Source organism: Mycobacterium sp. P4_H6 (assembly GCF_056400845.1).
The window spans coordinates 1-11,881 of sequence record NZ_JBFUKN010000131.1 but is presented as its reverse complement, the minus strand read 5'-3'; the positions used below and the strand labels follow the sequence as shown (position 1 = coordinate 11,881).

The window sequence follows — 11,881 nt, the reverse complement described above, 5'->3', positions numbered from 1 at the left end:
CGTCACCGACACCTCGGAGTACGGCTCGTGGATCCTGGGGCGCGTCTCGGAGAGTCAGCAGCGCCGCCGCGTGCGCATCCAGACGATTCTCACCACGGTTGTCCTGGGCGCGAACCTGATCGGGGTGGTGGTGGCATGCCTGGTCGTCACGGTCACCTTCCCGGTGCCCAGTGTCTTCGACTCCGAGGTCCTGTGGATCACGTTCGCGGTGGCGCCTGCCTACATCGTGCTGGCCTTCGTGGTGGGCGTCATCTGGGCCACCAACCGCGTCATCAACAATGTCCGGTGGGCCATCGAGGAACGCGAACCGACGCCCAGGGACCAGCGCAACACCTTCTTCGCGCCGTGGCGCCTGAGCCGCGTGCTGCTCGCGCTGTGGGGCGGCGGCACCATCGTGCTGACCGTGCTCTACGGCCTGCAGAACTCCAACTACATCCCAAAGGTCCTGCTCGGCATCAGCTTTCCCGGCATCGTCGTCTCGGCGAGTTGCTATCTGTTCACCGAGTTCGCGCTGCGCCCCGTCGCCGCCCAGGCCCTGGAGGTGGGACCTCCCCCACGCCGTTTCGCGCCCGGCATCATGGGCCGCACGCTCACGGTGTGGGCACTGGGTTCCGGCGTGCCGGTGCTGGGCATCCTGCTGGCCGCCATCATCACGCTCTCGGTGCAGATCGTGTCGCCCACCCAGTTCGCGGTGGCGGTGATGATTCTCGCGCTCTTCGCGCTGGCCTTCGGATTCATCCTGATGTGGATCCTGGCCTGGTTGACCGCCACCCCGGTGCGGGTGGTGCGCTCGGCGCTCAACCGCGTCGAGGAGGGCGATCTGGATACCAACCTGGTGGTCTTCGACGGCACCGAATTGGGCCAGCTGCAACGAGGTTTCAACTCGATGGTCGCCGGTCTGCGGGAACGCGAACGGGTGCGTGACCTGTTCGGCCGCCACGTCGGCCGCGAGGTCGCCCTGCTGGCCGAGAAGGAGCAGCCCGAACTGGGCGGCGAAGAGCGGCACGCCGCGGTCATCTTCATCGACGTCATCGGCTCCACCGCGCTGGTCACCAGCAGGCCCGCCGTCGAGGTCGTCGAACTGCTGAACCGGTTCTTCGCCGTCATCGTCGACGAGGTGGACAAGCACCACGGCTTCGTCAACAAATTCGAGGGCGATGCCGTACTCGCAGTGTTCGGCGCACCGGTGTCGCTGGACAACGCCGATGAGGAAGCCCTTTCGGCCGCCCGGGCGATGGCGGCGCGGCTGCGCATCGAGGTGCCCGAACTCGACGCCGGCATCGGGGTGGCTGCCGGCCAGGTGGTGGCGGGCAACGTCGGGGCCAAGGAACGCTTCGAGTACACCGTGATCGGGGAACCGGTCAACGAGGCGGCCCGGCTCTGCGAATACGCGAAGTCCGTTCCCGGGCATCTGGTGGCCTCATCGGACACCCTGGCCAACGCCGGCGAAACCGAACGCGCCCATTGGTCGTTGGGCGAGCAGGTGAACCTGCGCGGCCTGGATCAGCCGACCCGGTTGGCGCTACCTGTCTGAGAGTTGCCCACGGATGAACGTCGAGGCGGCATCCACCGCGTCCTCCACCGTGGTGTAGCGGACGTTCTCGAACTCCGAACCCTCCCCGATCACCAGTCGGTCCGGGTCGACGATGAACCCCGCCTTGCCGCGATCGTGCAATGCGGTGCTCATCCCGGACAGCAGCGCCTTGGCCGCATCGTCGATATCGTCGGCCCGCGATACGTCGAGGATCCCGACCACGAAGTCCGCACAGCCCCGGTCGACGGTGCGCACCACTTGTTCGGCGCCGCAGAACAGCAGGTCGCCGTGGGTCTCGTAGACGCGGATGTTGTCACGCGGTTCATAGACGGCCCGCAGGGTGGCTCGCGAATCCCTCGACACCGTCAGGAAGTGCAGCCCGAGTTCCTCGGAGAGCCTGCGGCACAACAGCACTGACCGAACGCTGTTGCCCTTCGCATCGAGCAGCGGCGAGTAGGTGCCGATGCCGAGTTGGCCGGGCAGCACCGCCAGGATGCCCCCGCCGACCCCGCTCTTGGCGGGCATGCCGACCGCGCTCACCCAGTCCCCCGCCGCGTCGTACATGCCGCAGGTCACCATGACCGACAGGGTGCGGCGCACCACCGCGGCATCGGTGACGCGTCGGCCGGTCAGCGGATTCACGCCGTTGCGCGCCAGCGTCGCCGCCATCCGGGCCAGGTCGGTCGCGGTCACCTTCAACGAACACTGCCGGAAGTACACATCGAGCACCTCGTCGGGATCGCCTTCGAGGACACCGAAACTGGCCAGCATGTAGGCGATGGCGCGGTTACGGTCGCCGGTCGCCTTCTCCGAGGCGTACACCTGGGCGTCGAGTTCGAGTCGGCGGCCGGCGAACGCCGAGTAATAGTCCTGGATGAGGGCGAAGCGCTCGTCCGCCGAGGACGCCGGGACCAGCGACACAGCCGCGATGGCACCCGCGTTGATCATCGGGTTCTTCGGCCGTTTGGTGGACCGGTCCACACTGATCTCGTTGAACGCCTCACCCGAGGGCTCCACCCCGATCTTCGCGTCCACCGCATCGGGCCCGGACCTGTCCAGCGCCAGTGCGTAGGTGAACGGTTTCGATATCGACTGGATGGTGAATTCGAGTGCAGCGTCACCGGATTCGTAGACGAATCCGTCCGCCGACGACAGCGCGAGTCCGAAGCCGTTCGGGTCTACCCGCGCGAGTTCGGGGATATAGTCGGCCAGCTCACCGTCGCCGACGCCGATGAGCTCGCCGCGGATCTGGTCGAGGTAGCGCTGTACCTGGTGGGACACGCCTGCACAGTAGCGCTATGGCTGTGGATAGGGGGCGAACCGGTTGTCGAATCCCGCCTTGCGGGTGGCGATCTGGGCGGCCCGCTGTGCCGCCGTGACGTACTGGGTGTTCGACGGCAGTGCCGAAGCCAGTTCGCTCAGCGGCACGACGCGGGCGCTGACCGTCGGCAGTTGAGTCACAGCGGGGTCGATGTCCTGGAAGCGGATCGAGATGGTGCCCTGGTTGAGGCCGCCGGTGGACACCCAGTTCGCGACGCCGGGATCACTGGGCGAGACGACGATGGTGTAGGTCGTGTCGTCAGGGTCATCGGCGATCGACTGGACGTTGTTGAGACTGGTCTGCTCGTTCCAGTAGTCCTTCGTGACGGTCCAGTCATCGGTGACGGGAACGATGAAGTATCCCGCGCCCGCACGGTCGATCGTGATGACCAGCGCTTCGTCTTCGGCGAGCTGGAAGTACCCGGCGCTCTGCAATTGCGTCGCAAGGAATTCCGCATTGCGAGTGGGGTTCTTCAGCACATTGGGTTCGATCAGGTCGCCGGTGGCCGGGTCGGTGGTGGCGACGGCCATGTACTGCGCCTCACGCTGGACACCCAGGGCCATGATGATCGCCGTCACCGCCCCTCTGAGCACCGGCGGCACGAACGGCAGCGGGGGCACCAACGAGACCAGCGCGGTCAGCAGCTTGCTGCGCACCACGGCCGGACCGATGCCGGGGATGGCGAAACCGCCGAGCTGGCTGAACAGGCTGTTGGGCGGCCCGCCCACCCGGGTGATCTCCAGGCTCATCGGCTGCTGATTTGCCCAGTCCGACAGGGTGTTCCGGGTGGCGACGATCGTGGTGTCCGCGGTGAGCTGCAAATGGTTCGGGCGTCCGTTGGCCGCTGTCTTGTCCAAAGTGATGGTGAAGGTGCCGTCATCCCCGATGACCAGCTGGTCCTTGGTCAGCACCGCGGCGGTGGTGCCGGTCAGGCCGGTCAGCACACTGAAGGTGGTGTCGGCGGGCAGGTTGGCCAGGTCGGCGAACTTACCGGTGATCACGTACGAGGACGCCCCGTTGACGCCCATGAAGCGATAGATGGTGTCGGGGTTGTCGTACAGGATCCGGGATGCCCCGACGTTCTGGCCGTACCAGGTGTGCGGCGGGGCGACCTGCATCACCACGGTGGGTTTGTTGGAGTTCAGCAGCTGCTGCTGGAACGCCGATGCCATCGCGTAGGCGTCGACCGCGGCGTTGAGGCGGTCGATGTTCTCCTGATCCGGGCCGTTGACCCGGTCGAACTGCCGTTCTGCGGCCCAGGTGAACCCGGACCGCAGCACCAGCTTCACCAGTTTCACCGGCAGCGAGTTGGCGATCCGCTTGGCCAGCTTCTCGGCGCGCAGCTGATCCGGGGTGCCCAGCGGGCTGACCGGGGCCACCGCGCTGGTTGTCTGACTGTCCGCCACCGAGGTCAACGCGGTCTGCACGTCGTGTCCGACTTCCCGACGGGCCGCGGCCAGGACGGCAAGCGCTGCCGGGTGCCCGGCGGGTTCGTCCGGGAGATCCGAGGATCGGGTGTCCGCGGCTGCCGGTGCCGGCGCCGACTTCAGTTCCGTTTCGGGTTCGGTGGTCGCGCGGACGGCCGGCTTGGGCGTCTCGTCGGGCTCGGAACGTTGCGGCGCCGCCTGCGTGCGCACCGTGCGGGATGTCCGCAGACCCGTCTTGCGGTGCGGTGCCGACGGTGTGGCTTCACGCCGGGGTGACGACGTGCTCGACGAGTCCGCATCCGAGCTGCTCGAGGCACCTGGGGACGAGCCCTTGTCGCCGGTGTCCGCCGATGCGACTCCCGAGGCGACGGTGGCTCCGATGCCGAGCGCCACCGCCAGCGCGCCGACCCGTCCTATGAAAACCGCACCACCGGGCATCGCTGCACCTCCATGACGGTTATAGCAGCGGCCGCCTACTTCGCGGGTGAGAAATCCCCAGCGCGATCCGAACCGGAGCGGCGTGTCAGCCGCGCACGGATGAACCAGCCCACACCGATGATCACGGCGGTGAGCACAAGGTATTGGAGTGCAGACCCGTAGGGCTCGATCCGGTGCCAGTTGGCGCCCAACAGGTAGCCGGCCAGCACGAAGACCGAGTTCCAGATCAGGCTGCCCAGCAGCGTCAGCGCGGTGAACACCGCGAAGTTCATCCGTTCGATTCCGGCCGGGATGGAGATGAAGCTGCGAAAGAGCGGCAGCATCCGGCCGAAGAAGACCGCCTTGTTGCCATGCTGTGCGAACCAGTCCCTGGTCTTGTCGACGTCCCCACCGTCCATCAGCGGCATCCGGGACACGATGTGACGGATGCGGTCATGCCCCAGCCAGGCGCCCAGTGCGTACAACATCCACGCACCGAGTACCGAGCCTGCGGTGGTCCAGACGATCGCACTGAGCACCGACAGTTCGCCGAGCTGAGCGGCGAAGCCCGCCATCGGCAGGATCACCTCACTGGGGATCGGCGGGAAGAGGTTCTCGACGAAGATGGCCAGGCCCGCTCCCGGACCGCCCATCGTCTCCATCAGGTCGACTGCCCATCCCGCCGCACCGCCGAGCTGGTTGGCCTCATCGGGCGAGGTCATGGTGCAGCTACTCCTTAGGTCGTACCGGATTGCGGGGCGACGTGCGCCCGAGCGATGACTCCAGTGTGTCCGAGGGCCGCTGAGGAGGCCCTCAGGTTGGTTTCCCGCCAGTCACCTGAGCCACACATCGACGCCACTTCTTTACCAGCACGGTCACCGGGGCTGCCGCCATGACGAACAGCAGTCCGGCCATCACCACGTAGAGGTGGACGCCCGCCGCGGTGCTGACCGCCGAGCCACCGGCCGGGATGTCCGGGCTGCGGTGCGCCTTGAGGATCTCGGTCCCGGCGAAATTGACCAACACCGAGCCGAGGGCGAGGACGACCGACACCAGACCGGCGACCGTACCCTGCCRGTCCGGCGCTTCCGGGATACGCCACGACCGGTGACCGTCGAACGCCTCGATGAGAATTCGCTTCTGTGCGGCCAGATCACGGTGGTCGTGACTGATCACCGCCGACCGGAACTGAAAAACGGCGACGGACTTCTCCGCGTATCGGAAACAGCCCACCATCCGTCCGGGGACGTTGAAAATGACGTCGGCACAATCGGTTTGTGCGCCGCCGGGTAGGGCCGCGAGGGCGAAGTACGCACCGAGGTGCGCTAGACACTCCGCGTCGGGGCCGAAAACCAGCCTGCGGACTGCGGAGTGCTGGCCGTCGGCGCCGATGACGACGTCATAGCGTCCGGTGCGGCCGGAGGCGAATCGGACGTCGACGCCGCTCTCATGGTCCAGCAGCGTCCGGACCCGGTCGCCGAAGCGGACCACAACGGTGTCCGGCAGATCCCCTGCGAGGATCTGCACGAGGTCGCCGCGCAGCACTTCGATGTCGTCCGCGGTGTCATTGATCTCTGCCAACGGAACCCGGGCCACCGCTTCGCCGCGACTGTCGACGAAGTGGGCATTCTCCGACATCCGGACGCGGCGCTGCCGGATGCTGTCAAGCACACCCCATCTTGGCCGCCGTCTCGATGGCATGACCGCGAATGTCGACCGGCGTGCCCGCTGCGCGCAGTTGGTCGGCACTCTCCACGACGGTGACGTCGTGGCCGCGGGAGCCCAGTTGGYGCGCGCAGGCCAGCCCGGCCACGCTCGCACCCGAAATGAGAATCCGCACCGCTGCACTCCGATCGTTAAAGCAACAACTAATTGCTTTAATATGAAGGCTAACCGCTCGCGGGTTGCACCGCAACGCCACGGGTGGCAACCATCAACACCGGACAACAAGAGGGTGGGACAATGGCCGACGAGCCGGCCGCGCGCCGCCCCGGTGGCCGCAATGCCCGAGTCCGGAACCAGATCCTCGCTGCGACAGCAGAACTCGTTGCCCGCGACGGCATCGCACACTTCCGCTATGAGGATGTCGCCGAATCCGCCGGCGTGAACAAGACCAGCGTCTACCGGAACTGGCCCGACCGCGAGGCGCTGGTGGTCGAATCCCTGATTCACTACGCCGAGGATCTCGCGTCCATCGCCGACACGGGAGACATCGAACAGGACCTGGCCGACTATCTCCTGGCCCTGGCACGTGCGCTGGAGACACCGTTCGGAAGGACACTCGCACAAGCCCTCCAGCCGGCCCGACATCACTCCACCGTGGCGGCGCTCACCAAGGTCCTGGACCGGCGGGTGGCCGCCATGCAGCAACGGGTGGACACAGCCGTCGCTCGTGGCGAGCTCCCCCCGGTCGACAGCGCCTTTCTCGGCGAGATGATCTCCGGTCCGGTACATCTGATCGCCAACCGTGGCATGCGGCCGGTGACCCGGGCAGATGTCGAGCGGATCGTCCGCGTGGTGCTGGCCGGCGTCCGCGCCATTGCCGGCGACGTGTAGCTCTTCGAATTCGACGTGATGTCACACGGAACTTGTCCGAGAATTGCCTCAGTTCTACTCCGGATACGTCACTCCGGTGAGTTGTTCCGAGATCTCCCATAACTGACGGGCGTCGGCCACGCTCTCGGCATGGGCCGGGGTCTTCGCTTCCTGCACGCCGCCACCCGCCGCCTCCAAAAACCCATGCGGGCCATAGAAGGCGCCGCCCGCAGCCTCCGGGGACGTTGCTGCATACAGCGCGGGTTTGATGCCTTCAGACATCTCCTGCCACATGAACGGCAGGAGCCTCTGACCAACCTGCATGAACCGCTCACCCAAGGGCTCGGTTGGCTCCTGCCCGCTGAACGACGGATCGGGCTTCGACATACCGGGATGCGCGGCGTTGGACAACACGCCCCACCCGGCTTCGCGGCTGCGCCGGTTCAGCTCCCGGGCGAAGATCAGATTCGCGAGTTTCGATTGACCGTAGGCGCGCATCGGCGAATAACCATGCTCGAACTGCAAGTCGCTGAACTGAATCCGGGCGCGCCGGGCGGCCATGGCGCTGACAGTGACAACCCGTGGTGACGGCGCGGCCCTCAGCAGCGGCAGAAGAAGTCCGGCAAGCGCGAAGTGGCCGAGATGGTTCGTGGCGAATTGCAGTTCGAATCCGTCGGGGGTGGTGGCGCGCTCGCGATGTGCGATCACGGCGGCGTTGTTGACCAAGAGGTCGATCGGCCGACCCTCGTCATTGAGCTCCTCCCCAAGCGCCGAAACGCTGGGCAGCGACGCCAGGTCGAGTTCTTTGATGATCAGCTTGGCATCGGGCACGGTCGCGCGGATGTGGGTGACAGCACGTTCGCCCTTGGTGCGGTTGCGGATCGCCATGATCACCTCCGCGCCGGCGCCGGCGAGCCGGGTGGCCAGACCCAGCCCGACACCAGAGGTGGAGCCGGTGACCACAGCGAGCCTTCCGCCGAGATCGGGAACAGTGACCGCGGTCTCGTGCACGGGCATCGAAACTCCTTGTCCATCAGTGGGTTGCGATGATCCGCGTGGCAGCTTCGACGGCGGCGGCACGGCGGCGCGCTATCATGGCGGGGTCGGCGGTCAACGAATCGGGGTGCGGCGAGTTCGCCCACGCCAGGCCGATCCCGATCAGTAGCGCAATCAGATCCGCAGGTTCCCAGACCCGGTCCACATGTCCGGTCGCCTGGGCCGCTTCGATCGCGGCAAGGGTATCGGCGAAGACAGGCTGACCATCGGCACGGGGCTCGTCGAGCGCAAAGCCCTCCAGTCGCGCCCACGTGATCATGCGAAGGTGCTCGGGGTGGCCGCGCGCCACGTCGTACACGTCGCCGACGAAGTCGGGGACGGTCCCTCGGCGCAAGCTGATCGCCTCGAAAAACTCGGTGCTGTCGGCCATTAGCACCTCGCGAAACAAGGTCTCCTTGTCGCGGAAATGCGCGTAGATGCGTTCCTTGCTGGCCTGTGCGGTGCGTGCGATGCGGTCGATGCGCGCCCCGGCCAATCCGTACTGGGCGAACTCCGCCCGGGCGGCGGCCAAGATCACGTGACGTAACTCGATCGTACTTCTCACAGCGAAATCATATACCAAACGAACTCGTTCGTTCGGTACGGTGGCACCAAGGGCATGGTTCGACGACCGCAAGGAGTAGACGATGAGTGAAGCGATGGCGGTAGATCCATCGGTTGCGCAGATGCCGCGCGGCGGTCCAACCGCCTCGTGGCTGGATCGCCGGTTGCAGACCGACGCGCTGGAGTACACCGACCGCTACGACATCCCTGATGAGGTGAAGCAGACGGTGATCTCGGCGCTGGATCGAATGGGCTCGTGGACCGGCCAGCACGAGAAGCATGCCCGCATGGCTCTGGAACTGGTGGCAGATATCCCCAACCCGCGCGTCCTCGAACTCGGTGCGGGGCATGGCAAGCTGTCGGCCAAGATTCTCGAGTTGCATCGCACCGCGACCGTGACGGTCAGCGACTTGGATCCGGCCTCGGTTGCCAACATCGCCAATGGTGAACTCGGCGCCCATCCTCGGGCGCGCACCCAGGTGGTCGACGCCACCGCCATCGCCGCCGAGGACAACTCTTACGACCTGGTCGTGTTCGCACAGGCCTTTCATCATCTGCCGCCGGCAACCGCCGTTCGCGCGGTCGCCGAAGCAACCAGGGTGGGCAGGCGGTTTCTGGTGATCGACCTCAAGCGTCCGTCCCCGCTGGGACTGGTTCTCACGCAGGTCATCGTGGCGCCAGTGGCGGCTGTCGCGGTGTTGGCCCGACCGTCGTTTCGGCACATCATGCACGACGGTTTCATCAGTGCGCTGCGCGCCTACAGCCATTCGGCGTTCGTCGCGCTCGGCAAAGCGGCCGACCCGCAGATGCATATCGAGTTCCTGCCGACGGCAATGCGGTTCGGCCCCAAACCGACCTCGTTGGTGTTCTCCCGGCCGGAGTCTCACCAGTCATGAACGGTACGAACATCGATGTGATCATGAATCAACCGGGACGGGTCCGGGCGTTGCGCCACATGGTGGAGTCCGTCGCCGACGGGGTCGTACCGCTCGTCGACCTTTGCCGGCCCTATGTCGACGGGCTGCAACACTCGCCACGCGATGGGCGATTCCTGTTGGTGGGCAACCACACCCAGGTGAGCGCCGAAGGCCTGTTGATCCCGTTGCTGGTCAGGCGCGCGATAGGTCGCCGAGTGCGTCCCCTTGCCGACAGGAACTTCGGCCGCATGGGCGGGCTTCCCGGCGATCTACTCGCCGCTGCCGGCGCCGTCGTCGGAGCCCCGGAAACCGCCCGCGAGCTGATGGTTCATGACGAACCCATTCTCGTTTTCCCGGGAGGCGGCCGCGAGATCGCCAAGTTCAAGGGCGAGGAGTACACCCTGCGCTGGCAGGGCAGAACCGGATTCGCGCGCCTGGCAGTCGAATACAACTATCCCATCGTGCCCGTCGGGCTCGTCGGCGGAGACGACATGTACCGGATCATGACGACGCGCGCGGGGCGATGGGGACGATTGAGTCAGAGCCTCTCGACACGACTGTCGGGCCGCTCCGACATGGCAATGCCGCTCATGCGCGGGATCGGACCCACTCTGATCCCCCGGCCGCAGCGGATGTATCTGCGCTTCGGCACCCCGATCGACGCAACCAGGCCCGCACACGTCGCCGAAGAAGAATGGGTCAGCACCGTCAAAGAGGACACTCAACGGTCACTGGAGCAGATCCTGACCGATCTCCAAGAGCTCCGCAGCAGCGACCCCTACCGTGAACTGAATCCGCTCGAGTGGCGCAACGCCGCCATGCCATCAACCGATCGCCATGAGGCCTGATCCCAAATCGCTTCGAATCCAGCTCCTTCCGCCCGCCCCAGCTCGATAGCTACAGCACATGCGAGGAAACATGCCTGATAAAGCACCAACGCTCAGCACCGCCGTCGCTCACGACGGTCGTCTCGCCGGCAAGCGAGTCCTCATCACCGGGACGGGCGGAGGTCAGGGCGCGGTCGCACAGGAACTCTTCTGCAACCACGGGGCGCACGTGATCGGCTGTGATGTCCGTCCCGGCGCCGCCGCGGCCACCGCCGCAGTGCTGTCCGCGCAAGGCCTGTCGGCGGAAGGCCACGACATCGACCTGGCCGAACCCACTGCTGCACGCCGATGGGTGCAGAACTCCATCTCGACTCTGGGCGGCATCGATGTCCTCTACAACAACGCCTCAGCGGCCGCCGTCGCACCTTTCAGTGAAATGACCCTCGACCAATGGCGCTTCACGATCTCCAACGAACTCGAGATCGTGTTCACTGTGACATCGGCGGCGTGGCCCGCGCTCCTCGAGAACGGCGGCAGCGTCATCAATATCGCCTCGAGTGTGGGCTCAATCGGCCTGCAGGCCTTCGGTTTCGCCGCCCACGGTGCAGCCAAAGGCGGTGTACTTGCTTTGACACGCCAACTCGCTGCCGAGGGCGCGCCACATCGCGTGCGGGTCAATGCGATCACACCGGGCTTCATCGAGACTCCCGGTACCAGCGCGATACCCCAGGCCGCCCGCGACTACGTCACGAAGTGGGTCAACCTTCTGGACGACCCCATCGAACCGATCGATGTCGCTTACTGTGCGCTGTACCTGGCGTCCGATGAGAGCAGATTTGTCACCGGGGCTGACCTGGCAGTCGACGCAGGGTCAACCGCCGGCCGCCCGGCCTGACAGCGTGCTGACGACCTGCGACGAGAGCGGATACCAGGCCCGTGCTGGTCACATGAGTGCCACATCGATGTCGCTTTTCCGCCAGTGATGTCGGTGCGCGGGTGTAAAGGTGAAGGCATGCACGACGATTTCGACAGCTGCTACCGGGCGGTCCAGTCCAAGGACGCCCGGTTCGACGGCTGGTTCGTGACCGCCGTGCTCAGCACCGGGATCTATTGCCGGCCGAGCTGCCCGGTACGTCCACCGCTGGCACAGAACATGGCGTTCTATCCGACGGCCGCAGCGGCCCAGAAGGCCGGGTTCCGGGCCTGTAAGCGCTGTCGTCCGGACGCGTCGCCCGGCTCCCCGGAGTGGAATGTGCGCGGCGATGTGGTGGCGCGGGCGATGCGGCTGATTRCCGACGGCACCG

The 11,881-nt window shown here is 66.2% G+C and carries 13 protein-coding genes; 6 read left to right on the top strand and 7 right to left on the bottom strand.

Going from position 1 to position 11,881, the window contains the following annotated elements; all coding sequences use genetic code 11:
• The coding region (locus AC1DTF_RS30740) for an adenylate/guanylate cyclase domain-containing protein (RefSeq protein ID WP_477476797.1) at positions 1-1,534 on the top strand (1,534 nt) is incomplete at its 5' end.
• Here AC1DTF_RS30740 and glsA read toward each other — a convergent pair.
• The 5 genes from glsA to AC1DTF_RS30715 all read right to left on the bottom strand — a co-directional run bounded on the left by glsA (position 1,523) and on the right by AC1DTF_RS30715 (position 6,539).
• Complete coding sequence (gene glsA, locus AC1DTF_RS30735) at positions 1,523-2,815, bottom strand: glutaminase A (RefSeq protein WP_477476796.1); 1,293 nt, start codon at positions 2,813-2,815, stop codon at positions 1,523-1,525. The genes AC1DTF_RS30740 and glsA overlap by 12 nt on opposite strands.
• 15 nt (positions 2,816-2,830) lie before the next feature.
• Entirely contained in the window at positions 2,831-4,720 is a 1,890-nt protein-coding gene (locus AC1DTF_RS30730) for a hypothetical protein (protein ID WP_477476795.1), read from the bottom strand.
• A gap of 35 nt (positions 4,721-4,755) precedes the next feature.
• Complete coding sequence (locus AC1DTF_RS30725; RefSeq protein WP_477476794.1) at positions 4,756-5,421, bottom strand: DedA family protein; 666 nt, start codon at positions 5,419-5,421, stop codon at positions 4,756-4,758.
• A 91-nt stretch (positions 5,422-5,512) separates the two neighbouring features.
• The gene (locus tag AC1DTF_RS30720; protein ID WP_477476793.1) at positions 5,513-6,370 is read right to left on the bottom strand and encodes a Rossmann-fold NAD(P)-binding domain-containing protein; all 858 of its coding nucleotides are present in this window, start codon (positions 6,368-6,370) and stop codon (positions 5,513-5,515) included.
• Positions 6,363-6,539: an NAD-binding protein gene (locus tag AC1DTF_RS30715; protein WP_477476792.1), complete on the bottom strand. Its 177-nt coding sequence runs from the start codon at positions 6,537-6,539 to the stop codon at positions 6,363-6,365. The genes AC1DTF_RS30720 and AC1DTF_RS30715 overlap by 8 nt, the downstream gene beginning before the upstream one ends.
• A gap of 122 nt (positions 6,540-6,661) precedes the next feature.
• On the opposite strand from AC1DTF_RS30715, the gene AC1DTF_RS30710 reads away from it, so the two are divergent.
• Positions 6,662-7,255: a TetR/AcrR family transcriptional regulator gene (locus AC1DTF_RS30710; protein WP_477476791.1), complete on the top strand. Its 594-nt coding sequence runs from the start codon at positions 6,662-6,664 to the stop codon at positions 7,253-7,255.
• Between the two features lie 54 nt (positions 7,256-7,309).
• Here AC1DTF_RS30710 and AC1DTF_RS30705 read toward each other — a convergent pair whose 3' ends face one another.
• Both AC1DTF_RS30705 and AC1DTF_RS30700 read right to left on the bottom strand, forming a co-directional pair.
• A complete protein-coding gene (locus AC1DTF_RS30705) occupies positions 7,310-8,251 on the bottom strand; it encodes an SDR family oxidoreductase (protein WP_477476790.1) in 942 nt (313 codons plus the stop codon).
• A gap of 16 nt (positions 8,252-8,267) precedes the next feature.
• Complete coding sequence (locus tag AC1DTF_RS30700; RefSeq protein WP_477476789.1) at positions 8,268-8,834, bottom strand: TetR/AcrR family transcriptional regulator; 567 nt, start codon at positions 8,832-8,834, stop codon at positions 8,268-8,270.
• 82 nt (positions 8,835-8,916) lie between these two features.
• Here AC1DTF_RS30700 and AC1DTF_RS30695 point away from each other — a divergent pair, with 82 nt between their 5' ends.
• From AC1DTF_RS30695 to AC1DTF_RS30680, 4 genes are all read left to right on the top strand, one after another.
• Positions 8,917-9,729 (top strand): class I SAM-dependent methyltransferase, encoded by an 813-nt coding sequence (locus tag AC1DTF_RS30695; RefSeq protein ID WP_477476788.1) that lies wholly within the window; start codon positions 8,917-8,919, stop codon positions 9,727-9,729.
• Positions 9,726-10,598: a lysophospholipid acyltransferase family protein gene (locus AC1DTF_RS30690; RefSeq protein WP_477476787.1), complete on the top strand. Its 873-nt coding sequence runs from the start codon at positions 9,726-9,728 to the stop codon at positions 10,596-10,598. The genes AC1DTF_RS30695 and AC1DTF_RS30690 overlap by 4 nt, the downstream gene beginning before the upstream one ends.
• Positions 10,599-10,668: 70 nt before the next feature.
• Positions 10,669-11,472 carry an SDR family oxidoreductase gene (locus AC1DTF_RS30685; protein ID WP_477476786.1) on the top strand — a complete coding sequence of 268 codons (804 nt, stop codon included), beginning with the start codon at positions 10,669-10,671 and terminating at the stop codon, positions 11,470-11,472.
• 117 nt (positions 11,473-11,589) lie between these two features.
• A partial coding sequence (locus AC1DTF_RS30680) for an Ada metal-binding domain-containing protein (RefSeq protein ID WP_477476785.1) occupies positions 11,590-11,881 on the top strand: 292 nt, incomplete at its 3' end.

Bases quoted from the DNA above. Each gene is read 5' to 3' on its own strand.
- AC1DTF_RS30730 (WP_477476795.1), bottom strand. From the start codon at position 4,720: ATGCCCGGTGGTGCGGTTTTCATAGGACGGGTCGGCGCGCTGGCGGTG.
- AC1DTF_RS30725 (WP_477476794.1), bottom strand. From the start codon at position 5,421: ATGACCTCGCCCGATGAGGCCAACCAGCTCGGCGGTGCGGCGGGATGG.
- AC1DTF_RS30710 (WP_477476791.1), top strand. From the start codon at position 6,662: ATGGCCGACGAGCCGGCCGCGCGCCGCCCCGGTGGCCGCAATGCCCGA.
- AC1DTF_RS30705 (WP_477476790.1), bottom strand. From the start codon at position 8,251: ATGCCCGTGCACGAGACCGCGGTCACTGTTCCCGATCTCGGCGGAAGG.
- AC1DTF_RS30695 (WP_477476788.1), top strand. From the start codon at position 8,917: ATGAGTGAAGCGATGGCGGTAGATCCATCGGTTGCGCAGATGCCGCGC.
- AC1DTF_RS30690 (WP_477476787.1), top strand. From the start codon at position 9,726: ATGAACGGTACGAACATCGATGTGATCATGAATCAACCGGGACGGGTC.
- AC1DTF_RS30685 (WP_477476786.1), top strand. From the start codon at position 10,669: ATGCCTGATAAAGCACCAACGCTCAGCACCGCCGTCGCTCACGACGGT.